Here is a 22,116-nt window from a genome sequence, read left to right as displayed (position 1 = left end):
AAGCTTCCCGCAGGCTGCAGGCAGGTGAGCATGAAACTTCATCTATGCTTATAAAATGTTCTTCATAAAGTTAGCTCACTGCTTATTTTCATAAAAGGGTGATGTCCTTTTAGCTTATCCAGAGAGAAGCCTAAGGGGTTTTTGAAAGTGAAGAAAAACATTCTAATACTGTTATTACTTATGCTGGCTGCTATTTTGGCTGGCTGTTCGGCTGAAGAAGTTTTGTCAGTCGGCAAACCTTTTCATGAGGCTGGAGTTGAAGGGGTCCGGTTTCATACTGAAGTGGATGATTCCGCTCAAATCCAGCAGCTCCGGTCTTTATTGGACGATTTGACAGTAAAAAATTCAATTGGGGAGCCCGGCAGAACAGCAGATACTGCTTTTGTTTTAAAACGGCCAAAACAAGGAGTTGCCGAGAAATTTGCTTATTTATGGTACACAGAGGACGGGACAGCGGTCCTTAAAGAAGGAGAACGATTTTATCTTGCCGATAAGGAGCAGGCAGGCAAACTGAAAAAACTGCTGGATCAACAATAAATTTTTTCTTTTATAAAGCCTTTGCCTCCGCAACAAAGGCTTTATATTTTTATTTAAATCAAAAGTACAAAGCTATGCAGATTAATGGGCAGCTTATTCCCTAATTAGCTGAAAAATGTTTAAATTCGTGAATCTTTTGGTGAAAAACTTTGTGTTTTTCATGATAAATTCAATAATGCCTGCTGGAATGTTATTAATGCCAATTAAATATCTTTCTTTTTTCAGCATAGAATCTTCTAGATAGTCCTTATAATATCTTCTTGTGATAGAATAGGCTTCCCTGTGGCAATAGTATAAAATTCCGGGTGGGAATTCATTATATCTAGCTCATGAGGGATATTATCTTTGCTGCCGGGGAAGAATTTCATGTTGTTTGTCTCCTTCTTGCTTTGATTTGCTGGCAAGCTGTATCTTCAAGGGGGTCTTTGAACCGTTTGAACCTTGAATAAAGCGGCGCACTTCATTCTTTGATAATCCTAAGTGTCTGGCTTTTAGAATTAACAGTCTCCATTCAGGATCAATTTGCTGTTTTTCCTCCATAGGATAGCCCCCTGTTCATTTCCTTCTTATTGTTGATCAGTCCGTAGAGAAAGAGATCTACTATTTCCTCTGCCAATATATCGGGTGATTTCTTCCCCGTAAAAATCTCTGTGACTGCAAGCCTTTCAATAGCACCTGCAAGGCTCGCAGCAGCCAGTTCCATGTTAGCATTTTCCCGGAAGTAGCCTGCTCTTTGCTCGGAAAGAAGGTTGTGATGGATTTGGGCAGCCATTTGCGTTTTTATGCTTTCTGCATTGGGATTCACAAAAAAACCGATCTTAGCAAGCATTTGATTTTCATTGAAAAAATGGAAAATGCCATAAAGTCCAGATTTAATTCTTAGGGGAAGCTGAGACAACTCTACACCTGGCTCTATTCGGCTTGCTTCTGTTAAATTAGATAGCCTTTGCTGAAATTCCATGATCAGTTCGTGGAAAATTGCTTCCTTGCTTGGAAAATACAGATAAAAGGAGGGCTGGGTCAATCCTGCCTTTTTTACAATTGTGCTGATCTTGGCATCGTGAAATCCCTTCTCTGCAAATTCCTCTGCAGCAATTTTTAAAAGCAGATTTTTGCTGTTTTTCCCAATGGAGCCTTTCTTGCGTCCTCGATTAGCCATAAATTTATCTCCTGAAGATTATATTACTTATAAGTATTATTTATTATATACCATAAACAGTCAATATATTAAGAAAATTTAACCATTTTCATAAGAATAATATTATTTTGCAGTGCAATAATAAGCAAAAGGGGTGACGACTATGAAAACAAAGGACAATTTTCCTGAAGGGGCTAAAGTAACAAATGACGGCCAGACCTTTGGCTCGAATAATAGCAAAGGCTTTAAAGCAACAGGAGATTCACCGAATGATGATGTGAAGAAAAAGTAAACGAAAAAGCCGGGAACAAGAATCCTGGCTTTTTTACATTCAGGAATGAGGAAATGTGCCTTTTACGCAATATATTTGTCCAAGCCTTAATCCACTGCCTTTCATAGAATATAGGGAAATCTATGTAAAGGAGTGGATGACATGAACTACCCCTATGGCTCTGATGAATTTAATATTGACATTGACATTCGAAGACAATTTATCTTTTATGCTTCTGATAAAAAGCTGGCACTTGTATTGGAGAAATTAGCACATATGTCAGTAAATATCACAGGAATTCTGGTGGCAAAGGATAAAAGCCGGAAGAATTTTGTCAGGCTTGTGGCAGGAGCCCCTGAGGGCCAGACACAGGAATCTTTGCGTGCCGCCAGGAGGATTCTTCATAATTTAGGCATACGTTATAAGGAAATAGAAATAATCGTTGCCAATACAGAGACCCCGGCAGGTGTGCCAGGCTTCATCAATCAGATCTATGGACTTCTTTGGTGCAGGACCGAAGTGAAAGCGTTGTTCTTTGGTGAGGAAAATGCCATATTTATCACAGTTTCGGATGTAAGAAAAGCTATTGAAGCACTTACCCAGCATTGTGCGCGCCGCTGCAGCACAGACTCTTATTGTGATTAAGTGGGACTGTCTGCTGAAAATTCTTCACAGGATCATGTATAACTATTTTTAAAAAATACGGGCTGCTGGCAATATGACCAGCCGAAAAGTGATGCAAGCCTTCTTAAACAGCTTCCTAATTTAGACTGGTTTTTCGTAATCTGCCATGTGCAGAGAGGTTACCGAGCTTGTATTTCTCAGATTGGCAGCATTCCGCCTGATTATTATCATTCCCGCCCTCAAAAAGGCGGGTTTATTTGTGGAAGATTAGTAATTCTACATAAAATCAGCCTAATTCTATCTGAAAATTTATTAATTCTACTTAAAAATACTAGAATTCTACACAAAAAATGAATGGTTCTACATAAAATCCAACTAGTTACAAATTTCCGCTCTCAATCAAAATCCCCCTCTGCTAGTTTATCGCCACCATAAAAGGGAATGTTATTAGTACGAATACATAGTGAAGTGCTGCACAATCTCAGCAGCAGGCTTTTTATGTATTGAGACTATATTTTTTAAAGGAGTGCTGGACTATGTCAAAACCTGAAAATCCGCTAAAACAATTCTTCAATGGAGATTTCCCGAAGCAGTATCAGGAGCCGCCAGGGGTTCAGAATGAGATGAAGGATCCTCAGCCTGACTGTGGTGAGAAAAGCTATAAAGGAACTGGTCGACTGAAGGGGAGAAAGGCACTGGTGACCGGCGGTGATTCCGGGATTGGCCGTGCTGCAGCCATTGCATATGCCCGCGAAGGTGCAGATGTAGCAATCAATTATCTCCCTGAGGAGCAGAAAGATGCTGAAGAGGTAAAAGAGCTGATTGAAGCTGAAGGCCGCAAAGCCGTTCTTATTCCTGGTGATTTAAGCGAAGAGTCATTCTGCAAAGACATGGTCGGACAGGCTCAATCAGAATTGGGAGGACTTGATGTTCTTGCCCTTGTTGCCGGCAAGCAGCAGGCAGTAGAAAATATTGAAGATCTTTCAAGCGAACAGCTCCGCAAAACATTTGAGATCAATGTATTCTCCCTTTACTGGACCGTTCAGGCGGCACTTCCGCATTTGCCTGAAGGAGCTTCTATCATCACCACTTCTTCTGTGCAGGGGTATAATCCGAGTCCGAACCTGCTGGATTATGCTGCAACTAAGTTTGCCATCAACGGTTTTACGCGGGGACTGGCTAAACAGGTAGCTTCAAAAGGAATACGTGTTAATTCTGTGGCACCAGGGCCAATTTGGACACCGCTGCAGATTTCCGGAGGGCAGCCTCAGGAAGTCATCCCGACATTTGGCCAGGACACACCTCTTAAGCGAGCTGGCCAGCCGGTCGAACTATCAAGCGTATACGTGTTCCTTGCGTCTGAAGAATCCAGCTATGTGACCGCCCAGGTATATGGCGTCACTGGAGGGATTGAGCTTGCATAAACCCAAAAAACCAATCAGCTATTTTGGCTGATTGGTTTTTTTATGGCTGCTGATTTTTTAAATCACTTAATCCGGTAAGATCTCTTTAGCAGCGGCAATAAAGCATACCCCAAAAATACTCCTGACATGTTCAGGATCAGATCATCAATGTCCAGGCTGCCCCGCCTGCTCAGAAACTGCGCTATCTCAATGGCCGATATAGCTGCAAACGGAACGGCCAGCAGAGTAAAGAAAGACCGCTTTTTCAAAAGGGAAAGGAGAAAAAGCCCAAAAGGGACGAACAGCAGGACATTTGCAGCTAAATTATAAAAGGCAACCAGGAAGTCCACCCGTCCGGCTAAATAAAATTCAATCGTACTGAAGGGGTCTAAGTTATAGTTTGCATTAGCATGATCACCCGGCCTGAAAAAAAGCAGGACCAGGAGGGAAGCGCTATATAAGGCAAAAACGAGCAGAATTAGATATTTGTTTAATGGCAGCTTTTCACCGCGGATCAGCAGACCAGCTGTAATTGTGAAGCTGGTAATGCTGGCCCATACGACAATTAAAGCGAGCGGATGCAGATATTGAATCAGATTGCCAATGAATGGCAGAGACAGGAGAAAGAAAAGCTGTGCAGCGGCGGCACTGCGGACGATTGTACGGGACATAAATAGATTCACCTTTTTAAAAGTTTTTCAGATAAGAGAATCATACACTGTAAAAATGTTCCGAACAAATGAAAAATGCCCATGAACTGTGCCGAGCACAGCAAATGGACATTTAAAGGACAAGTGCAACTATTCTGCTGCATCCGCCTCTCTCATGATTTCTGCATAAAAGGCAATTGCGTTCAGATAGTTTTCAATTGAAATATGTTCATCTGTTCCGTGCATCCGGTTCAGGTCTTCTGAGGTGATGTGGACAGGCAGGAACCTGTATGTGTTTTTGGAGACAGAGTCATAATGCTTGGCGTCAGAGCCGGCGAACATCAAGTATGGCGCAATAACGGCATCTTTATAGACATTCCTTGCTGCCTGCTGCACTGTCTTGAACTGCCAGCTGTCAATGCTGGAAACCTTGGAAGCTTCGCTGCCGGTGACGGTAACCTTAATAGCTTCATCCTCGATTGTGTCTTCTATGAAAGACTGGATGTAATCAAGTGTGTCTCCCGGCATGACTCTCAGGTTGATGATTGCTTCTGCTTTTTCCGGCAGGGCATTGTATTGTTCCCCGGCCTGAAAGATGGTCGGAGCGATCGTAGTGCGGATAAGGGCGGCTGATGCAGGCTGCTGCAGGAGAATACGCTCAATGACAGGCTCAAAGATCATTTTATTGGCAAAAACGTATTTCATCGGAAAGCTCATTTCCGGTGCGGTGAAATCGAATAGATCCTCGCCAGGGCCTTTCAGATCGCCTTTGAACTGTTTCTCCTCAAGCTTTGCTATCGCGCTGGATATACGGCCGATATTCGTATGGTTTTTCGGCTGCGATGAATGTCCTCCGCTGCCTTCAATCGATAGTACGGCTGTTGCAGAGCCTTTCTCAGAAATCCCTACAACTCCGACCGGCTGGCTGATGCCTGGTACCATCCCATCCACAATGGCGCCGCCTTCATCAAGGACAAATTCAAATTCGATACCCCGCTTTTTCATAGTTTCAGCGATGGCAAAGGCCCCTTCATCTCCGCCAATTTCTTCATCGAATCCGAACATTAAATAGATATCCCTCTTAGGCTGATAGTCTTCGGATAGGAGATGCTCCACTGCTTCAAGTATGCTGATGACCCCGATTTTATCATCCAGGGTACCGCGGCCCCATATTTTCTTCCCCTCCACCTTCCCGCTGAAAGGTCCTTGTTCCCACTTATTTTCCGTTCCTGAAAGGACTGGCACCACATCATAATGGCTCGTCAGGCCGATTGGGTTCTTCCCGGTATTTCCTTTCCATCTGTACACGAGTGCGTAAGAGTTGATTTTTTCAAGCTCCAGCTTCTGATGGACGAGTGGATAGCTTTCCTCCAGAAATGAAATGAACTTGTCAAACTCCTTCCAGTCAAATTTGGTTCTGTCCTGGTAGGAAACCGTTTTGTATGTAACTGCTTCTGATAAATGCCCGACAGCCTGGTCTTCATTGATATTTAAGGATGCTTCTTTTGGTTCGGGCTGCCGGGATTTGACCATTAAAGTGTTGAAACCGGTTACAGCTGCAAATAGCAGAAGCAATCCTCCGAAGATCATAAGACTGATTTTCCATTTACTCAATCTATTTCCCCCTTAGTTCTTTATCTGCTTTTATTATAGAATAATATGTTGAATTTTCGGAAAAATTTTATTGTACGATTACAGTTTGTAAAGTACTCTATATTTGGGTTGAGCTGTTACTTCTTACTTCTTAAGAAAAAAGGAAAATGGACTAGGAACTGTCTCCCTGCAGCATCGTTTAATACTGTCGCCAGAAAAAATAAATGAGAGTCTATGTTTTGAAATCAGGAGGTTTGTTTGATGAAACAGGAAAAATTAATACGCCATAATGATCGGGAAACATTTGAAAAGACGAGGAAAGAGTTTGTGCAGCTAGAACTTGTAAAGCCTGAATATGAGCTTCGGCTCTGGGAAAGCAAGGCTGGAGGAAATCCTTACTTGCCAAAAGGCACCCAATATCCTCTTAATCAAGCAGGGGAGCCCCTTCATTTGCTTGCCCAGCTAAATTTAGGCAAACTCCCTAAACTGCCGGATTTTCCGGACAAAGGCATTCTATCTTTTTACATCGACTTAAATGATGATGTTTTCGGGATGAATTTTGATCAGCAGGATGACCAGTCAGGCTTCCGTGTCCTATTTTTTGCGGATGTGGAGGAAAATGAAGAAAATCTGGTCACAGACTTTTCCGCTATAGATGAACACCGTTCCAATTGTGAATATGAAGTTCTCGAAGGCGGAGAGTTTATGATTAAAGGAAAAGCTTCAAGTATGTATATAGCAGCAGGGGATTACCGGTTTGATGAAGTGATCGGGGAATCAAGCCTAAATTATTTCGAAAGGCTGGCAGAAGAAGAAATCCCAGAAGGATATGAAGAGGTTGACGACCTTTATAATGACTACAGCAATCCTGGGGGAGAAGTCCACCATCAGATGGGCGGCTACCCTTATTTCACACAGATGGATCCGCGTGAGGACGGAAGCAGATATGATACCCTCCTGTTCCAGCTGGACAGCGATTATGACAAGGTCAGTGAAAAATACGCGGTCATTTGGGGCGATGTCGGCATCTGTAATTTTTTTATTAACGTAAGCGACCTGAAGGCACGCCGGTTTGACCGGGTGCTGTTTAACTGGGACTGCTGCTGATTTGGCGGGGAGGATTTCTATGGGGCTTTTTGGATGGATTTTCTTGTGGGGGCTGCCTGCTTTACTCTTATGGAGTACGCTGCTTGCAGCGATTCACGCAAAAAGGGCAGGAAGCGAAGGACAGTTCCTTGGAAGGACTCTGACCTTTATAAGTGCGATTTATGAATATACGATTAATTCCTTTCTTACATGGCTGTCGATCATTTTTTTGGTGTTTGGCTTTTTTGCCTTAATAGAAGGCAGTATATTAGGATTCCTTTTTATGGCTGGGATCGGGGGATTGATGCTCTATTTTTGTTTTCCAAGGATGAAAATGCCTGAGTGAGGGAGAGCTGAAGCTGCAAAAACTTTTGATATTGCGAATGTTTTAATTTGTAATTTCTTGATAAGCGTTCTTAGAATAACTGCACAATGATATAATGGGTTTAAAATGAAAAGGAAATTTTTATGAAAATCAATTGGATAGCTTGCTCTATTTTCTGTTTGGCGATCAGTATTGCAGGGGGAAGCTGGTATATCGGCACAGCATTGAAGAAGGAGAACACAGAAGCAGAAGTTCAGGAAGCTGTTCAGCCTCAAATGCTGATGAAGCCTGATGAAGCTGCAGCCTATTTAGGCATTAGCATGGAGGATTTTCAGAAACTAGGGCCTTTTGACCAGCAAAATTATGATGAAGGATCCATCCCATTTATTAGAATTGGATATAAGGTTTATTTTACCAGGACGGCCCTTGATTCATGGCTGAGTTCAGAAGGCTATATGATCTTTCAATAAATGAAAGAAATTTTCCGCGGCTTGTATTATAATAAAAAGAAATACGAACTGAAGGAGAAACAATATGTCTAACCAGGAAAATAACCAAAACGGCGAAAAGAAAAAAGTAAGCCTTCAAGAATTAATGAAGCAGCAGCTCGAGAAAAAGAAACAGGCGCAGGGAAATGGAAAACAAGGCGCCAAGTCAGCTGCTAAAAATCAGGTAATGAAAAGCCAGATGACTAAAAAGGCGAGTAATACCCGCAGAAAAATGGGCGTATGACCAGATGAACCCTTCTTTATAGGAAGGGTCTTTTTTATCTTAAAAAAAATCATGTTACGCTTGAGACCTGCAGAAAGAGGGCGAACATAAGAAGAGTCTAATCGATGCATGAGCCTCGCTTCAAAAGAGACCTCATGCATAGAAAACAGTCTAATCAATGCATACCGGCACTGAATAAGTGGACTTTGAAAGTAAATGGATCACTCAGTATACTAAGCTGGCAAAAAAGGAATTCATATATAGCAAGTTAGCTTCAATCACAGGAGACCTCCCTGCAACTTTAGTCTTAGTCCACTCAGCCAAAAGCAGCATAGGCTTTTCGCCAGAATGACGGAAGGAAACCCTTCTGCATTATGCTACATTATGATAGAAGAGCAAAAAGGGGGCTGAGCTGATGAAGGCAGTAATTGTTTCGGATAATGGGCGAGTAGGGAAAAGCTTAATATTGCTGCTGCAGGCATACCCAGAATTAGAGGTATCATTCCTGAAGGATGCACGCGGCAGTGTGCCTGATGATGCGGATGTTGTTATTGTGGATATAGACTCAATGCTGGCAAATCAGCTTAGGCTCTCTTTTTTCAGCAATCATCCTGTCATTTTTTACAGCCGCTCCAGGGAATACTCCGAGCTGGTGTATTGGCTGCATAAATATGATGCCGATTTTATCAATGTTTATACCCATCCTGACTGTGTGCTTCATCTGATAAAAAAGGCGTGTACAAGAAGAAAGCTTAATGGTTGATATAACAACTAATGTGTGTTCTAATGGAGGCAAATACTGAGAATACCGATTACTTGAACGAAGAAGGAGATGGATAGAATGGAAGAAAAACCCCTGTTTAAAAGAAGCGTCAAAGACCACTGGTATGTTGAGTATGAAGAAGCGAGCTTCCCGTTCATCCAGAAGGGCTGGGTACTGCCGGCTGACCGCTTCATGGAATTTGATCCATTCATCCTGATGGCGGAGGACTGGTTTAAGAGGGGCGCTTTCTCTGACCATCCGCACAGGGGGTTCCAGACAGTCACCTATGTTGTGGATGGCAGGCTGGAGCATATCGACAATGCAGGAGGCCGGGATATTCTTGAGCCTGGCGATGTGCAGTATATGAATGCCGGCTGGGCAGCGCGCCATGCCGAGGAGGGCGTGGAAAATGATATTGCCCACACGCTGCAGCTTTGGCTTAACCTGCCGAAGGAATTGAAAAATTCTGAAACAAGCTATCAGAATGTTTACGGAGAGGATGCACCCACGGTGGATTTCCAAGGAGGCTCCATCAAGGTGTTTTCCGGAGACATAGCAGGTGTCAAGGGTCCGCTTAGTTCTGCAGTCCCCATTACTCTTTCTGAGATCAACTTAACTAAGGGTGCAGAATATACCCTGACCATCCCTGAAAATCATAATGCTTTTTTGTATGTCCTCTCAGGGGATATGGACTTTGGGAAAAATGAAGTGAATCTGAAAAAGCATGGAGTCGCGACCCTTTCATACAAGGACGGCGGGGATGTTAATAAAGGCAGCGAACTTGCCATAAAGGCGAACAGCAGAAAATCAAAGGTGCTTGTATACTCCGGTGCACCGATTAAGGAAGAAATTGTTCCCTATGGTCCATTTGTGATGAACACAATGGAAGAAATCAGGGAGGCATACCGGGATTTCCATAATGGCAAATTCGGCCCGCCTGCTGTTTAAGGAGCTGGTTTCATGAATCATATGCTAAAAAATCTGTATGAATTGCTTTCCTTAGAATTGCCGGACTCTTCTTTTAGACTTAATGAACCCTTAAAGGAGCATGCTTATACAAAGCTTGGCGGACCGGCAGATCTTTACGCTGAAGCGGCATGCCCTGAGGATGCAGCTTATATTCTTAAGCAGGCAAAGCGGCAGGGGGTGCCTGTGACTCTGATAGGCAACGGTTCGAATATGATCATCAGGGATGGAGGAATCAGGGGGCTTGTTCTGTCATTGTCAAAAATGAATAAGATTTCGGTCACTGGAGAGACGGTAATTGCCGAAGCAGGCAGCCGGATCATCGATGTTTCACTCAAAGCATTAGAGCATAGCCTTTCAGGAATGGAATTTGCATGCGGGATCCCTGGGACGACTGGAGGGGCCCTTTACATGAATGCAGGTGCCTACGGCGGACAAATCTCTGATGTCCTTCAAAAAACACTAGTTCTCACAGAGGAAGGAAGCATCCTGGAACTGGGAAGAGAGAAGCTTGTGCTGAGCTATCGGAAAAGCATCATGGCTGAAAAAAAATTCATCATCCTGAAGGCAGAGTTTAATCTGTCCTTTGATTGCAAAGAGGATATATCAGCCAGGATAAAAGAAAACACGGAGGCGAGGAAAAGCAAGCAGCCGCTTGAATTTCCATCCTGCGGGAGTGTGTTCAAGCGTCCTCCTGGCCATTATGCAGGAAAGCTTATACAGGACAGCGGTCTTCAAGGTAAAAATATCGGCGGGGCAGAAGTTTCCCGCAAGCATGCCGGCTTCATCATTAATAAAGATAATTGTACGGCAAAGGATTATCTGGCACTTATAGAATATGTCAGGAAAACTGTGAAGGAAAAGCATGGTGTCGACCTTGAAACCGAAGTGATCACCCTTGGTGAGGAATTATACAAAGGGCAGCATGCCTAAAAAGCAGGGAGGTGAGCAGCGATGGGTATAGTAGTGGTGGAGATTTGCGACGGGAGCCTGATTACAGAATTGGATCTCGAAGGGCTCCTTGAAGGGGAGTATCCTGAAGTGGCCGTTATTGAAAGCAGCTGCCTCTCCTTTTGCGGCATGTGCGCCAGGCGCCCTTATGCAATCGTGAATGGAAAAAGGATTTTTGCAAAGACAGCAGAGGAGTGCCTTCATTTGATAAAAGAGCATATTGATAATGAATTGAAGGAATTTGCCATATAATAAATCTGACATTGGGAGGAATCGGCTGTGAAACTTGTCGGCATTTCAGGATCCCTGACCGGATCGAAAACATCAAAGGCTGTACATGAGATACTCGCTGCTGCAAAGCGATTGTATCCATCTATTCAGACAGAGCTGCTTGACTTAAAGGACTATAACGTTGAGTTTGTTACAGGAAAGCCGCTGACCTATTATAACAGTGATACATGGAAGGTTGTGCAGACTGTATCAGAAGCTGACCTCCTCATTATAGGCACACCGATCTATCAGGCCTCTATCACAGGAGCGCTGAAAAATCTATTTGATCATCTCGCGGTTGATGTTTTTAACTCAAAAGCAGTCGGTATTGTCACAACAGGGGGATCCGACAAGCATTTCCTTGTAGCAGAATATCAGCTCAAGCCGATTATTTCCTACCTTAAGGGAACCACCCCAGCCAGCTCAGTTTTTGTCCACAGCAAGGACTTTAATGAAGACAATGAAATTGCATCACCCATTGTTCTTGAGAGAATAGAAAAACTGGCAAGGGAACTGGTTGCTCTTCAGTTATACCTGGACAAATAAGGATTCAAATAAAAACTCCTCCTATAGCCGGAAGGAGTTTTTTCATGATTTTCAAGACAAACAAGAAAAATGCTATACTAAAAAGTACGGTTAGAGATTATTAGTATTAAAGGAGTTAACACCATGATTTATATGTATGTCGGACTCGCCGGAATGTTAGGCAGCATACTGAGATACTGGATAGGGATCAGCCTGTTCGTGGAGAATGTTTTTCCATACAGCACACTGGCCTGCAATCTGGCCGGCAGCTTTGTGCTCGCATGGCTGACAACCATTGGATTCAAAAGAATAAATGTCTCTCCTGAGCTTACGGCAGCTATTGGCACAGGCTTTGTCGGGTCGTTCACGACTTTTTCAACTTTAAGTGTGGAAACTGTCGATTTATTTAACAAGGGCCATCTGGTCCTTGGGATTCTTTATATCATCCTCAGTATGATCGGCGGGCTGCTGTTCAGCAGGCTTGGATTCAGGATAGCAAAGGAGGAGCTGGCTTCATGAGTTTCTATCACTTTGCACTGGTGGGCATCGGAGGTTTTTTCGGAAGCATGGCCCGGTTTGCCATAAGCCGGAAATACAACAGCAAAGAGAAATCCCTTCCTACTGGAACGATCATCGTCAATCTGTCTGGTGCCTTTCTGCTGGGCCTGCTGACAGGAGCCCATTTGGACCAGAAATATCTGTTATTCGCCGGCACCGGTTTTATGGGTGCTTTTACAACCTTTTCTACACTAAAGCTAGAAACCATCCAGCTGCATATCGGACAAAAGAAAAAAGCATTTTTCCTGTACATTGGCATCACCTATTTCTTCGGTATTCTACTCGCCTGCCTGGGCTATCTGACAGGAAAGAACTTATAAATATATTCGGTTATCCAAAAATGGATAGCCGTTTTTTATTGACTTATAACAAACAAAAATATATATTGTTTGTATAATTATAAACAAAAATATATTAAGTTTGTATTGAGGTCATTAATCTATTGGGGGTGTTTGTATGCCGGATATATCAGCAAGCCTTTGGGAGGCGAGTCTTGAAGAAATAAAAAAAGGATACAGAGAAGAAAGTGAGAGCTTTCTATGCTTGTTATGCGGGGAGAAATTTGATAAGGGTATTGTCTATCCTTATGAAAACCTCTTGTATGAAGCTGAGAGATATACACGTCTTCATATCGAGAGATCGCATTCTTCGGTGTTTGATTATTTGCTGGGACTTGATAAGAAATGGACCGGGGTGACAGAGCACCAGAGCCAGCTTTTGCGCTTGTTCTATCAAGGGATGGCAGATAAAGAGGTGCAAGCGGAATTGGGCATAGGCAGTGCATCGACAATCAGGCATCACCGTTTTGCCCTAAAGGAAAAAGAGAGACAGGCAAAGGCTTTCCTTGCCGTCATGGAGCTCTTAAGGGAGAAGGACCGGTATGCGCCAGCTTTTATACCCCCGCATATACATGCATCTATGGTTGATGACAGATATGCCATAACTGAGGAAGAGCAGCAAAAAATCGTTGATAAATTTTTACCCAATGGCATAGAAGGCGGCCTTGTAAAGTTCCCGCCAAAAGAAAAACAGCGGCTTGCAGTGATAAGGGAAATCAGTAAGCTTCTGAAGGCTGGCATAGTTTACAGCGAAAAAGAGTTAAACAGCATTATTGAGAGCATTTACGAAGACTATGCACTTATCAGAAGATATCTGATTGAATATGGCCTTCTGGACAGAAAGGCCGATGGAAGCGCATATTGGCTGAAAAGATAAACCGAAGGAGGAAATAATCATGGACCGGAGAAAAGAACTGAAAAATCAATTTAAGGAAGTCCCAGTGGAAGCGGGTGTTTTTCAAATAAAAAACAAACACAACCATAAAATGTTTATTGGAAGTACCAGGAATCTAAAGACACTGAATGGATTGAAATTCAGTCTGGAAACAGGCTCTTATATAAATAAGCATCTTCAGGATGACTGGAGGAAGTACGGGATGGATGCCTTCGAAATCTCGGTGATTGAGGTTCTAAAGAAGAAGGAAGACCCCTATTATAATGAAAAGGAAGCTTTGGCAGAGCTGGAAGAGAAGTGGCATAATCATTTTCAGCCCTATGGCGAAAAAGGTTACCACACCCGGACCAAATAAAAAAGAAGAGGTCTCCCTCTTCTTTATTTATTTATCTTCATCTTTCCAGGTCTGGACATTGTCTGTTTCCAGTATGCCAAGTGTTGCATCGCCGATGTCGGTATCGGTCAGCAGCAGGTCGCGTACTCTGAATTTGATATCATCAGCATCTGCCAGTGAAAGGCCAGCCCTCAGCTCGATGTAGCTTTCTACATGAAAGCGCCTGCCTTCCTGCAGGATCCGCATATCCAAGATATCGACCACATCAGGATCGGAAAGGATCATATTTGCCACACGGTCCTCCACGATTTTCGGTGCGGCTACCCCGATCAGGCCGATGGTATTTTCATAGCCGATTTTTACGGCGATTCCTGTGAGCAGTAAGCCGATCAGTATTGTTCCGACTCCATCAAGAAAGTAAAAACCTGTAAAGTGAGCAAGCAGGATGGAGACAAGTGCCAGCAGTGCGCCAAATGTGGCAATCAGGTCTTCATAAAACACCAGCCTGGTCGGCGGCGATGCCAGGCCATTATTCTTGAACGCAGTCGTGACAATGCTAAAGCCTTTGGCCTCACTGCGGGTTTCATGATTGATTTCCTTCATTGCCTTTACCAGAATGAAGCCATCAACCCCTATTGCCAGAAGCATAATGGAAATATTAAGCAGGATATTGGTGGACTCTTTTGGGTGCTGGATCAGCTCCCAGCCTTTGTGGATTGTTTCATAGGCCATGATCGCGATGACGATGACCGCAACCAGGACAAACAGGTTGACAACACGCCCGAAGCCGGTAGGAAATCTTTTCGTCGGCTCCTTCTCAGCAAGGGCACTGCCGATGAATACAAAGCCCTGATTAAGGGCATCTGCTGCAGAGTGAAGGGTGGTTGCAAGCATTGTACCGCTGCCGCTTATGGCAGCAGCTACCCCTTTGGCAATCGTCAGCACAGTATTGCCAATCGCAGCAATGCCGGATGATTTGTTACCTTTTTTCAACAATTGAATAAAAGACATCTTTTCACCTCTCCATTTTTTCCAAATGGTTTGTCCAGTATTTAGCATAACCATCTGGCATTGATTTATCATTTTTGAACATTTTATGGACAGAAGGACTAATAGATTGCCACCGGCCAAAAATGACAGTAAAATAAGAACTAACTATAACGTGCCAGTAAGGGGGTGATTCATTTGGGAACGAGCAATTAAAGCTGCTTGGCTTTTCAACAGCAACCTATGATGCAAGGGGTTCTGTAAACTATTACACCAAATTTAGTTTGCTGAAACCTGTACGTTCTAAATTGAATTGCCGCTGCAGCCTGGCCGGGATTCGGCTTAAGTAATGGATTGAAGGCTGCTGCAACACCAGCGCCTGAAAAGTTCTTAAAAAACATGAGTAATAGAAATATTTCTCCTGACTTGCCTGATCAACTGACAGGGGATACGCAGCGGTCATGAACCTAATTTTCCAGGAGGTGTACGCCTTACTCTGTAAGGCTATTCATTGACCACTATTAACTTGATCATTTTTGCTATTTTAATTGCATTGACCGCCTTTTTCGTGGCGACGGAATTTGCAATCGTTAAAGTAAGATCTTCTAAGATTGACCAGCTTATTGCAGAAGGGAAAAACGGGTCACTGGCTGCAAAAAAAGTCGTGACTCATCTTGATGAGTATCTTTCTGCCTGCCAGCTCGGCATTACCGTGACAGCACTGGGCATCGGCTGGGTGGGAGAATCGACATTTGAAGTGATCCTGCACCCTGTGCTTGAATATTTCCAAGTAAGCGAATCGCTTTCCCATATTCTGACTCTGGCTTTTGCGTTTGCTATTGCCACTTTCCTGCATGTTGTCGTAGGGGAGCTTGCCCCGAAGACTCTTGCCATTCAAAAGGCTGAGAGAATCACATTGCTCTTTGCGAGGCCCATCATCTGGTTTTACCGTCTGATGTATCCTTTCATCTGGTTCCTTAACGGGTCAGCACGTTTGCTTGTCGGACTTTTTGGCCTGAAACCTGCGTCCGAGCATGAGCTTGCCCATTCAGAGGAAGAACTCCGCCTGCTTTTGTCAGAAAGCTATAAGAGCGGTGAAATCAACCAGAACGAACTGAAATATGTCAACAATATCTTTGAATTCGATGAAAGAGTTGCAAAAGAAATCATGGTGCCGCGCACCGAAATGATAACGATCAGCATTGAGGATGAATTTGAAGAAATCATGCTGACGGTGGAAGAGGAGAATTATACCCGCTATCCTGTTGTCAATGGAGACAAAGACCATATCATCGGCTATGTTAATGTGAAGGAATTCCTCACTGCAAAAATCCTGGATGACGGTAAAATCCACGAACTTGCCGAGTTCGTCAAACCTGTTATGCATGTGATTGAAAATATACCGATTCATGATCTGCTGGTAAAGATGCAGAAAGAACGTACCCATATTGCAATCATTATGGATGAGTATGGAGGAACATCAGGACTTGTTACGGTAGAAGATATACTCGAAGAAATCGTTGGGGAAATCAGGGATGAATTCGATGACGATGAAGTTCCTGAAATCCGGAAGGTGAAGGAAGATGAGTATATCCTTGATGCCAAAATGCTGCTTGAGGACGTAAACGATCTTCTCGGAATTGAACTGTTGAGTGATGATATCGATACGATCGGCGGGTGGGTCCTTTCGCAGGATTTCGATGCTGAAATTGGAACTGAAGTAGAGGCAGAAGGATTTATTTTCAAAATTACTGAAAAAGACGGACACCAGGTTCTGTATATTGAAGTAAAGAGAGTTTCATAGCATGACAAAAAGGATGCAGCCTTCAGGTGCATCCTTTTTGTCCAGAAACAAAGCAGGTCAGCTGACGCGGGCCTGCTTTGTTTGTTTTGGGGCAATTTCTTTGACGCCCAATATATCCAACAGAAACATAAATACAGGTATACCCACGATCAGACCCCAAATACCGAAAAAATGCTCCGAGAAGATAAGTACAATGAAGGTATAAAAAACCGGAAGCTCTGTTTTGGAAGACATCAGCTTCGGATTAAGGATATAAGCTTCGATAGCATGAATGACCATGACGACCAGGATGATATAGCCGACGAGCATGAATCCGCCTATGGAATAGGCTATGATTGTCAGCGGAATCATAGAGATAATGACACCAGCTACAGGGATTAGACCCAGGACTAATACCATTAAAGACAGGGCCACCAGCTGCGGGAAGTCCATGATCCAAAGAGCCAGTGTTGTCAGGATGCAGTTGACAATGGCAATAACAAACTGAGCCTCAATGACTTTTCCGAATGTCATGGAGAACTTTCTTGAAAAATATTCAATTTCATCATAAAAAGCAGCGACTTTGCTTGTCTTGAATTTTAAGGTAAAATCAATCAGTTTCTTCTTTTCAAGAAGGAAAAACAGGCTGAGCAGCAGGGATATCAGCACTTGCATGCCGATTTTGCTTATATCAGTAAAATATTTCAGCAAAAATGTAAATCCTTGCTCAAGATATTTGTTAATATCATTTTGTTCAATGAACAATACAATATAATTGATGAATCCATTTTCATGGGGATGCAGATAAAACGCCTGCAGCTGGGCAATCAATTGTGTTACTTCCCGTGAAATGACAGGCAAATAATTAATGGCCGCGAGTGTCAGGCCGCCGATTAAAACCAGGTATAAAAACATTACCACCAGCGGCCGGTTAAGGTTCCATTTATCTGTAAGCAGGGTGGTCAGCCGGTCCATTAAAAAGGAAAAAATAAAGGTCAGCAGGATGATATTGATCATGCTGTGAAGTGAAATAAGGAGCAAGAGGATGATCGCAAAAATGATGATCCGCTTCGCACCAGTCTTTACCCAAATATTTCTCCAGTTTTCCATTCATGTGCTCCCTCTGATTCTTATAAAACAACATCTGTTTTATAAGAAATATAAAATGATATTACTATTCAATTATAGCATCTAAACTCTCCAATACTAGCTTTCCTGCCTCTGCTCAAAGCTATTTTTTAAATTTGAAGGAAATTCATTCTAATTAAAAGATACGCAATGGATTATTGGTTCATTCACCATCATAAAAATAATGAAAATGCCGTTAACTGAATGGATAAAGAAGCATAGCTCGTACAATAGAACTAGTAAAATTTGTAACATAAATGTAAAAAATCCTCCGTTAAGCATACAGAAATCTTCTCCAAAAGCATATAAGCTATTCGTATATAAAAGAGAAGGGGGATCGGCTCTTGGAAGAAATTTTGCAGAAGGTAGTCTGTCCTTGCTGTTCCCGCGGGACTGTACAAAAAAGAAGGCTTTTAAGCAAGATACTTTCCTTGCCAGTCCAGGGCAAAACGGCAGGATGGCTGTCCGAAAGCATCGAAGACTTTCTGCTTTCTGAAAGCATTCCGCTTGATAAACTTATGGAAATTCGGAAAGAACTGAACGCATCGATTGAAAAGCAAAAGAACCTTCAGGGAACTGTCAAAATACTTGACCGATATTTTAAAAGTGCCAATCGCTGTTTTTATTGCTGTCATTCTTTTTAGCAGATGAGGGTTTGCAGCACAAAATCTATGTTAGAAATATGTCCACAGATCTATAGAAGATTGAAAAAATAGCAATCAAGAAGAATTTCTCACGGATTTTATCTGATACACTGGATAAAACGCCAGGAGGAGGTTCTATATGTACATTGAAATGACCACTCAGCTGCGAGTGGCAGATTTTAAAAGAGGCGAGGCTTGGTATACCATCCTTCTCAAGAGAGCACCTGACTTTATTCCGCATAAAGGGTTTGCTGAGTGGGAGCTTGTGCCTGGCAGCTGGCTGCAGCTGGCGTCAGGGAATACTGCAGAAGGAAGCGGGCCTATCCGCCTCGGGGTCAAGAATATTGAAGCAGAAAGACAGCGGCTGATGGATGAATTAATGATAGAACCCTTTTTAATACAGTCGCGAAGCGGGGTACCGGTAAAATGGGGCACTTTTACGGATCCTTGGGGAAATTTGCTGGGACTCTTTGAATATATGGATAAATCAGAAGAAAAGAAACGCATACGAGAAATATGGGGACATACGGTATAAAGCAGAGTGAATATCCTCTGTTTTTTTCTTTGCTTATTTTTTCCTCAAAAAAGAAGGACTTATACATTCATTATCGAAATGCATATTGATATAGCAGTAAATGGGAGGTACTAGGAAGGCAAATGAAGAAGTGGTTTGGTTCAGCTGGTGTTTGTATTGAAAATGGAAAACTGCTGATGGTCCTGCAGGGAACCCCTGATGAAGAAAAACGCTGGTCAGTTCCATCGGGCGGTCAGGAGCAGGGAGAGAGCAGTGAGGATTGCTGTATCAGGGAAGTGTTTGAGGAGACAGGATATTTGGCTGAAATCATCCGTCCTTTGTTCGTGAAAGAGACTGAATTTTCGGAAGTGGGTTATTTTGAAATTAAAATAGCTGGCGGCAGACCTGTTATCCAGGACCCTGATGGACTTATTTATGATATTTCCTGGATAGGCACAGAAGAGCTTGAAAGGATCCCCCTTTCTTTCCCTGAGGACAGGCAGTTTCTGCTTCAGCTGTTAGTGAATCAGGAACTCCTCGAAGAGGTATAGAAAGAGTGGCATGCCTAATGAATGAGAATAGAAAAATCCATGTTATCGGCTCTGTTGGAAGCGGCAAAACAACTTTGGCCAGAAAGTTATCTGCCCAGCTCGGAATTCCCCATTATGAACTGGACAATGTGGTATGGGAAAGGGGGCCGCACGGTGACAAGCGAAGGACTGAAAAGGAAAGGGATGCTCTGTTACAGGAAATTATTTCTTCTGACAGCTGGATCATTGAAGGTGTTCACCACACCTGGATCATGGAAAGCCTTAGGCAGGCGGACCAGATCATTCTGCTGGATCCCCCTAATAGACAAAGAATCTATAGGATCATTAAACGGTTCATCAAGCAAAAGCTTCATATGGAAAAAGCAAACTACAAGCCGACATTGGAAATGTTCAGGAAAATGTTCAGATGGAACCGGTATTTCGAAACAGTAAGCAAGCCGCAAATAATGGAATTGCTCAAGCCTTTTGAGGAAAAGCTGTATGTTTTGGAGGATGATAAGAAAATGCATGAAATAATGGAGGTGTTAGTATGAATCTGCTGCTGATCCTGCTGGCAATGCTGTCTTCGGCAGGCTTTCTGTATTACTGGGGCCAGATTGAAGGCTCAGATGATCAATAAGCAAGAGCTATTCATAGGAGGCTAAAAAAGAAGAATCCCTGCATAAAGGGATTCTTAACTATGTTCCAGCCACATGATGGCCAGATAGTAGGCAAACATAGTTAGAAGTCCGACCGGGACCCCAAACCTTGCCCATTCTTTGCTGGTGATTTTCAGCTTCCCGGCAGAGATGATGTTGGGAATATTCCCGGGGATCAGCATGCCGCCTGAAATCAGGAGCCCGAGAAGGATGGACTGAATCGTAAAATGGTCCATTGAAGGGCTGATTTCTGCTGCTGCTAGAGTTGCATTGTCGAGAATGGCGGAAATCATGTTGACCCAATAAAGAAGTGCTGGACTCTGGCCGATCAGGTAATGCCTGATAAGCGGCTCAAAGCCGGCGCCAAGGAAGGTCAGCCCCATAACAAACAGGTAGACTTTGATGCTTCTTGCCAGTATTTCTTCATATGTTTCATTTCCGGATTCTTTGCGGAAGCTTCCGGGCCGTTTTTCAGGAGGCTGGATAAGGAGCATGCTCATAATCGCTAATGCAAGCAGGGCTGCGATTACCTCAGGCCCAATCAGCTCTACCAGGAAAAAGAAGTCCTCATTCAGCTTTGAAATAGCTATGGTTGACAGGGGTTCTCCAATAGGAGTAAGGGCAGCCCCGAGGCCGATGGAAAAGCAGGACAGCACAGTAAAGCGAACCTCTGCCTGCCGTTCAAGCCGGAGGGCGCCGACAATCAGGACGAGCACCAGCGCGGCAATGATTGCGGTAATGATGCTGGAAACCAGTCCCAGGACGACAACCGTTAAAGCGGAAAACAGCCTGAATGGCATTCTTCTGCTTATCCCCATGATGATCCTTTCAAGCGGCCTCTTCAGCCATTTGAACAGCAGACCGGCAGCCAGGACAGCCGCAGTGATTTTAATTGGATCCCATGCAGCCTTAAGGAATAGTTCGCCATTGAATATCCCGCTCATATAAGCCGCCAGAATTCCCATTGCAAAGAGGAAAATCTCCAGATTGTGTTCTACAGCTTTCAGCGTAAATGGCAGCAGCAGAACGAGAAAAAAGATTATAATTAATCCAGTCATGATCATCTGCCTATTCTTGATTAGATTGTCCCTTAAAAGAAGGAACAGCCTATATATATGCAGCTGAAAGGACAAACTTTCATGATAAAGGCAAATCAGCGGAAATCAATTGAAAAAGGAAGACAGCTCTAGCGGTCTTCCTTTTTCCCTATAATTCCATAGAAAAATATATTTGTAATATCTTCAGTCAGCGGCAAAGCCTTGCTGTATACCTCTTCCCGCTGAAAATACTCCTTCATCATCTGTACATAGAACAGCATACTCTCAAACGAAAGATCAGGATTGATATATCCTTGTTCATGCCCTTGCCTGAACAGCTCCTTGAAAAGGGGGATGGCTTTATCCTCATAGATTTTATCTATATAATTGCCTTCCACAGAATACTCCTTCATCATATATTGATAAAACTCTTCGTGGATTCCATTGGCATTTTCCTTTTTATTAAAAATGATTTTCTTCACTTTATCCGGAAATGCATCATTGCTGCTGATTAGCTGCTCAAATTCACTGGATGCTTTGTCAACATAATAGAGGAATACCTCATGGATGAGCTTATGCTTGCTTTCAAAATAATTATATATGGTCACTTGTGAAACATGTGCTTCCTTCGCAATTTCTGATATAGACACTTTATGAATTCCCGAGTCCATAAACAGTTTAATGGCAGCCTCAAGTATATGGCGCTGCTTTTGTTCTTTTCTGCGCTGAAATCCGTCCAATTTATTCACCTCAAACCTATTGTAATGAAATTTATGTAATATAACAAATAAAATAGTTCATAAACTCTTGTAAGAAGTAGAATTTATATGTAATATGAACTCGAACGATAAAAATATTTCATAAATATGAAAAGAAGTAAGAGCCGAAGCGGGGAG

General features: G+C 43.0%; 30 protein-coding genes. 22 read left to right on the top strand and 8 right to left on the bottom strand.

The genetic code is table 11. From position 1 onward, the window contains the following. Positions 1-147: 147 nt before the first annotated feature. Entirely contained in the window at positions 148-537 is a 390-nt protein-coding gene (locus tag RBB45_RS04525; RefSeq protein WP_148949391.1) for a hypothetical protein, read from the top strand. Positions 538-876: 339 nt separating this feature from the next. On the opposite strand, the gene RBB45_RS04520 is transcribed toward RBB45_RS04525, so the two are convergent. Continuing rightward, positions 877-1,077 carry an anti-repressor SinI family protein gene (locus RBB45_RS04520; RefSeq protein ID WP_009793528.1) on the bottom strand — a complete coding sequence of 67 codons (201 nt, stop codon included), beginning with the start codon at positions 1,075-1,077 and terminating at the stop codon, positions 877-879. Continuing rightward, positions 1,055-1,696: a TetR/AcrR family transcriptional regulator gene (locus RBB45_RS04515; protein ID WP_094767574.1), complete on the bottom strand. Its 642-nt coding sequence runs from the start codon at positions 1,694-1,696 to the stop codon at positions 1,055-1,057. Before RBB45_RS04515 ends, RBB45_RS04520 begins: the two co-directional genes overlap by 23 nt. A gap of 142 nt (positions 1,697-1,838) precedes the next feature. Between RBB45_RS04515 and RBB45_RS04510 the strand changes: the two genes are divergently transcribed. The 3 genes from RBB45_RS04510 to RBB45_RS04500 all read left to right on the top strand — a co-directional run bounded on the left by RBB45_RS04510 (position 1,839) and on the right by RBB45_RS04500 (position 3,994). Then, on the top strand, positions 1,839-1,967 hold the full coding sequence (locus RBB45_RS04510; protein ID WP_009793530.1) for a hypothetical protein: 129 nt from the start codon (positions 1,839-1,841) through the stop codon (positions 1,965-1,967). 141 nt (positions 1,968-2,108) lie between these two features. After that, positions 2,109-2,591 carry a hypothetical protein gene (locus RBB45_RS04505; RefSeq protein WP_009793531.1) on the top strand — a complete coding sequence of 161 codons (483 nt, stop codon included), beginning with the start codon at positions 2,109-2,111 and terminating at the stop codon, positions 2,589-2,591. 515 nt (positions 2,592-3,106) lie between these two features. Then, positions 3,107-3,994, top strand: coding sequence for an SDR family oxidoreductase (locus RBB45_RS04500; protein ID WP_129612738.1), 888 nt, complete (start codon positions 3,107-3,109; stop codon positions 3,992-3,994). Between the two features lie 62 nt (positions 3,995-4,056). Here RBB45_RS04500 and RBB45_RS04495 read toward each other — a convergent pair whose 3' ends face one another. Further along, complete coding sequence (locus RBB45_RS04495) at positions 4,057-4,644, bottom strand: VanZ family protein (protein WP_129612739.1); 588 nt, start codon at positions 4,642-4,644, stop codon at positions 4,057-4,059. A gap of 129 nt (positions 4,645-4,773) precedes the next feature. After that, entirely contained in the window at positions 4,774-6,237 is a 1,464-nt protein-coding gene (locus RBB45_RS04490) for a M20 family peptidase (RefSeq protein ID WP_306009138.1), read from the bottom strand. Between the two features lie 240 nt (positions 6,238-6,477). On the opposite strand from RBB45_RS04490, the gene RBB45_RS04485 reads away from it, so the two are divergent. The 13 genes from RBB45_RS04485 (at position 6,478) to RBB45_RS04425 (ending at position 13,959) form a co-directional block, all read left to right on the top strand. After that, a complete protein-coding gene (locus tag RBB45_RS04485) occupies positions 6,478-7,323 on the top strand; it encodes a YwqG family protein (protein WP_306009137.1) in 846 nt (281 codons plus the stop codon). Positions 7,324-7,342: 19 nt separating this feature from the next. After that, positions 7,343-7,648, top strand: coding sequence for a hypothetical protein (locus tag RBB45_RS04480; RefSeq protein ID WP_009793537.1), 306 nt, complete (start codon positions 7,343-7,345; stop codon positions 7,646-7,648). Between the two features lie 122 nt (positions 7,649-7,770). Then, the gene (locus tag RBB45_RS04475; protein WP_022543929.1) at positions 7,771-8,097 is read left to right on the top strand and encodes a MerR family transcriptional regulator; all 327 of its coding nucleotides are present in this window, start codon (positions 7,771-7,773) and stop codon (positions 8,095-8,097) included. A gap of 64 nt (positions 8,098-8,161) precedes the next feature. Further along, positions 8,162-8,359, top strand: a complete 198-nt coding sequence (locus RBB45_RS04470; protein ID WP_009793540.1) for a hypothetical protein — start codon at positions 8,162-8,164, stop codon at positions 8,357-8,359. Positions 8,360-8,753: 394 nt separating this feature from the next. Continuing rightward, positions 8,754-9,101 carry a hypothetical protein gene (locus RBB45_RS04465; protein ID WP_009793541.1) on the top strand — a complete coding sequence of 116 codons (348 nt, stop codon included), beginning with the start codon at positions 8,754-8,756 and terminating at the stop codon, positions 9,099-9,101. 78 nt (positions 9,102-9,179) lie between these two features. After that, the gene (locus RBB45_RS04460) at positions 9,180-10,049 is read left to right on the top strand and encodes a pirin family protein (RefSeq protein ID WP_009793542.1); all 870 of its coding nucleotides are present in this window, start codon (positions 9,180-9,182) and stop codon (positions 10,047-10,049) included. A 12-nt stretch (positions 10,050-10,061) separates the two neighbouring features. Then, entirely contained in the window at positions 10,062-11,000 is a 939-nt protein-coding gene (gene murB / locus RBB45_RS04455; RefSeq protein ID WP_009793543.1) for a UDP-N-acetylmuramate dehydrogenase, read from the top strand. 21 nt (positions 11,001-11,021) lie between these two features. Beyond that, positions 11,022-11,270 carry a YuzB family protein gene (locus tag RBB45_RS04450; protein ID WP_009793544.1) on the top strand — a complete coding sequence of 83 codons (249 nt, stop codon included), beginning with the start codon at positions 11,022-11,024 and terminating at the stop codon, positions 11,268-11,270. 27 nt (positions 11,271-11,297) lie between these two features. Beyond that, positions 11,298-11,834 carry an NADPH-dependent FMN reductase gene (locus RBB45_RS04445; protein ID WP_094767565.1) on the top strand — a complete coding sequence of 179 codons (537 nt, stop codon included), beginning with the start codon at positions 11,298-11,300 and terminating at the stop codon, positions 11,832-11,834. A 123-nt stretch (positions 11,835-11,957) separates the two neighbouring features. Then, the gene (crcB, locus tag RBB45_RS04440) at positions 11,958-12,332 is read left to right on the top strand and encodes a fluoride efflux transporter CrcB (protein ID WP_129612744.1); all 375 of its coding nucleotides are present in this window, start codon (positions 11,958-11,960) and stop codon (positions 12,330-12,332) included. Beyond that, complete coding sequence (locus tag RBB45_RS04435; RefSeq protein ID WP_009793547.1) at positions 12,329-12,691, top strand: fluoride efflux transporter FluC; 363 nt, start codon at positions 12,329-12,331, stop codon at positions 12,689-12,691. Before crcB ends, RBB45_RS04435 begins: the two co-directional genes overlap by 4 nt. 136 nt (positions 12,692-12,827) lie before the next feature. Beyond that, positions 12,828-13,586 (top strand): DUF2087 domain-containing protein, encoded by a 759-nt coding sequence (locus tag RBB45_RS04430; protein ID WP_009793548.1) that lies wholly within the window; start codon positions 12,828-12,830, stop codon positions 13,584-13,586. Positions 13,587-13,605: 19 nt separating this feature from the next. Beyond that, entirely contained in the window at positions 13,606-13,959 is a 354-nt protein-coding gene (locus RBB45_RS04425; protein ID WP_253617051.1) for a GIY-YIG nuclease family protein, read from the top strand. 27 nt (positions 13,960-13,986) lie between these two features. Here RBB45_RS04425 and RBB45_RS04420 read toward each other — a convergent pair whose 3' ends face one another. Further along, the gene (locus tag RBB45_RS04420; RefSeq protein WP_022543928.1) at positions 13,987-14,949 is read right to left on the bottom strand and encodes a cation diffusion facilitator family transporter; all 963 of its coding nucleotides are present in this window, start codon (positions 14,947-14,949) and stop codon (positions 13,987-13,989) included. A 487-nt stretch (positions 14,950-15,436) separates the two neighbouring features. On the opposite strand from RBB45_RS04420, the gene RBB45_RS04415 reads away from it, so the two are divergent. Next, complete coding sequence (locus tag RBB45_RS04415) at positions 15,437-16,729, top strand: hemolysin family protein (protein WP_022543927.1); 1,293 nt, start codon at positions 15,437-15,439, stop codon at positions 16,727-16,729. 57 nt (positions 16,730-16,786) lie between these two features. Here the strand turns inward: RBB45_RS04415 and RBB45_RS04410 are convergent, their stop codons facing one another. After that, a complete protein-coding gene (locus tag RBB45_RS04410) occupies positions 16,787-17,818 on the bottom strand; it encodes an AI-2E family transporter (RefSeq protein WP_009793552.1) in 1,032 nt (343 codons plus the stop codon). A gap of 362 nt (positions 17,819-18,180) precedes the next feature. Here RBB45_RS04410 and RBB45_RS04405 point away from each other — a divergent pair, with 362 nt between their 5' ends. From RBB45_RS04405 to RBB45_RS04390, 4 genes are all read left to right on the top strand, one after another. Continuing rightward, positions 18,181-18,480, top strand: coding sequence for a hypothetical protein (locus tag RBB45_RS04405; protein ID WP_009793553.1), 300 nt, complete (start codon positions 18,181-18,183; stop codon positions 18,478-18,480). 139 nt (positions 18,481-18,619) lie between these two features. Then, positions 18,620-19,015, top strand: coding sequence for a VOC family protein (locus RBB45_RS04400; RefSeq protein WP_009793554.1), 396 nt, complete (start codon positions 18,620-18,622; stop codon positions 19,013-19,015). A 122-nt stretch (positions 19,016-19,137) separates the two neighbouring features. Continuing rightward, positions 19,138-19,545: an NUDIX domain-containing protein gene (locus RBB45_RS04395; protein ID WP_129612751.1), complete on the top strand. Its 408-nt coding sequence runs from the start codon at positions 19,138-19,140 to the stop codon at positions 19,543-19,545. Positions 19,546-19,562: 17 nt separating this feature from the next. Then, positions 19,563-20,078 (top strand): AAA family ATPase, encoded by a 516-nt coding sequence (locus RBB45_RS04390; RefSeq protein ID WP_009793556.1) that lies wholly within the window; start codon positions 19,563-19,565, stop codon positions 20,076-20,078. Positions 20,079-20,218: 140 nt separating this feature from the next. Here RBB45_RS04390 and RBB45_RS04385 read toward each other — a convergent pair whose 3' ends face one another. Both RBB45_RS04385 and RBB45_RS04380 read right to left on the bottom strand, forming a co-directional pair. Continuing rightward, positions 20,219-21,244 carry a DUF1646 family protein gene (locus RBB45_RS04385; RefSeq protein ID WP_035402480.1) on the bottom strand — a complete coding sequence of 342 codons (1,026 nt, stop codon included), beginning with the start codon at positions 21,242-21,244 and terminating at the stop codon, positions 20,219-20,221. A gap of 125 nt (positions 21,245-21,369) precedes the next feature. After that, the gene (locus tag RBB45_RS04380; protein WP_022543926.1) at positions 21,370-21,960 is read right to left on the bottom strand and encodes a TetR/AcrR family transcriptional regulator; all 591 of its coding nucleotides are present in this window, start codon (positions 21,958-21,960) and stop codon (positions 21,370-21,372) included. Between the last annotated feature and the right edge of the window lie 156 nt (positions 21,961-22,116).

Origin of the sequence: Bacillus sp. MMSF_3328, from assembly GCF_030733525.1 — a bacterium.
GTDB lineage: Bacteria > Bacillota > Bacilli > Bacillales > Cytobacillaceae > Bacillus_AB > Bacillus_AB infantis.
This window is presented reverse-complemented; position numbering and strand designations above follow the sequence as displayed.

What these genes read in the sequence shown, in the direction of transcription:
- RBB45_RS04470 (WP_009793540.1), top strand. Translation starts at nt 8,162, where the DNA reads ATGTCTAACCAGGAAAATAACCAAAACGGCGAAAAGAAAAAAGTAAGC.
- RBB45_RS04425 (WP_253617051.1), top strand. Translation starts at nt 13,606, where the DNA reads ATGGACCGGAGAAAAGAACTGAAAAATCAATTTAAGGAAGTCCCAGTG.
- RBB45_RS04510 (WP_009793530.1), top strand. Translation starts at nt 1,839, where the DNA reads ATGAAAACAAAGGACAATTTTCCTGAAGGGGCTAAAGTAACAAATGAC.
- RBB45_RS04390 (WP_009793556.1), top strand. Translation starts at nt 19,563, where the DNA reads ATGAATGAGAATAGAAAAATCCATGTTATCGGCTCTGTTGGAAGCGGC.
- RBB45_RS04460 (WP_009793542.1), top strand. Translation starts at nt 9,180, where the DNA reads ATGGAAGAAAAACCCCTGTTTAAAAGAAGCGTCAAAGACCACTGGTAT.
- RBB45_RS04480 (WP_009793537.1), top strand. Translation starts at nt 7,343, where the DNA reads ATGGGGCTTTTTGGATGGATTTTCTTGTGGGGGCTGCCTGCTTTACTC.
- RBB45_RS04420 (WP_022543928.1), bottom strand. Translation starts at nt 14,949, where the DNA reads ATGTCTTTTATTCAATTGTTGAAAAAAGGTAACAAATCATCCGGCATT.
- RBB45_RS04520 (WP_009793528.1), bottom strand. Translation starts at nt 1,077, where the DNA reads ATGGAGGAAAAACAGCAAATTGATCCTGAATGGAGACTGTTAATTCTA.
- RBB45_RS04495 (WP_129612739.1), bottom strand. Translation starts at nt 4,644, where the DNA reads ATGTCCCGTACAATCGTCCGCAGTGCCGCCGCTGCACAGCTTTTCTTT.
- RBB45_RS04410 (WP_009793552.1), bottom strand. Translation starts at nt 17,818, where the DNA reads ATGGAAAACTGGAGAAATATTTGGGTAAAGACTGGTGCGAAGCGGATC.
- RBB45_RS04450 (WP_009793544.1), top strand. Translation starts at nt 11,022, where the DNA reads ATGGGTATAGTAGTGGTGGAGATTTGCGACGGGAGCCTGATTACAGAA.
- RBB45_RS04515 (WP_094767574.1), bottom strand. Translation starts at nt 1,696, where the DNA reads ATGGCTAATCGAGGACGCAAGAAAGGCTCCATTGGGAAAAACAGCAAA.
- RBB45_RS04430 (WP_009793548.1), top strand. Translation starts at nt 12,828, where the DNA reads ATGCCGGATATATCAGCAAGCCTTTGGGAGGCGAGTCTTGAAGAAATA.
- murB (WP_009793543.1), top strand. Translation starts at nt 10,062, where the DNA reads ATGAATCATATGCTAAAAAATCTGTATGAATTGCTTTCCTTAGAATTG.
- RBB45_RS04400 (WP_009793554.1), top strand. Translation starts at nt 18,620, where the DNA reads ATGTACATTGAAATGACCACTCAGCTGCGAGTGGCAGATTTTAAAAGA.
- RBB45_RS04485 (WP_306009137.1), top strand. Translation starts at nt 6,478, where the DNA reads ATGAAACAGGAAAAATTAATACGCCATAATGATCGGGAAACATTTGAA.
- crcB (WP_129612744.1), top strand. Translation starts at nt 11,958, where the DNA reads ATGATTTATATGTATGTCGGACTCGCCGGAATGTTAGGCAGCATACTG.
- RBB45_RS04465 (WP_009793541.1), top strand. Translation starts at nt 8,754, where the DNA reads ATGAAGGCAGTAATTGTTTCGGATAATGGGCGAGTAGGGAAAAGCTTA.
- RBB45_RS04475 (WP_022543929.1), top strand. Translation starts at nt 7,771, where the DNA reads ATGAAAATCAATTGGATAGCTTGCTCTATTTTCTGTTTGGCGATCAGT.
- RBB45_RS04505 (WP_009793531.1), top strand. Translation starts at nt 2,109, where the DNA reads ATGAACTACCCCTATGGCTCTGATGAATTTAATATTGACATTGACATT.
- RBB45_RS04435 (WP_009793547.1), top strand. Translation starts at nt 12,329, where the DNA reads ATGAGTTTCTATCACTTTGCACTGGTGGGCATCGGAGGTTTTTTCGGA.
- RBB45_RS04500 (WP_129612738.1), top strand. Translation starts at nt 3,107, where the DNA reads ATGTCAAAACCTGAAAATCCGCTAAAACAATTCTTCAATGGAGATTTC.
- RBB45_RS04395 (WP_129612751.1), top strand. Translation starts at nt 19,138, where the DNA reads ATGAAGAAGTGGTTTGGTTCAGCTGGTGTTTGTATTGAAAATGGAAAA.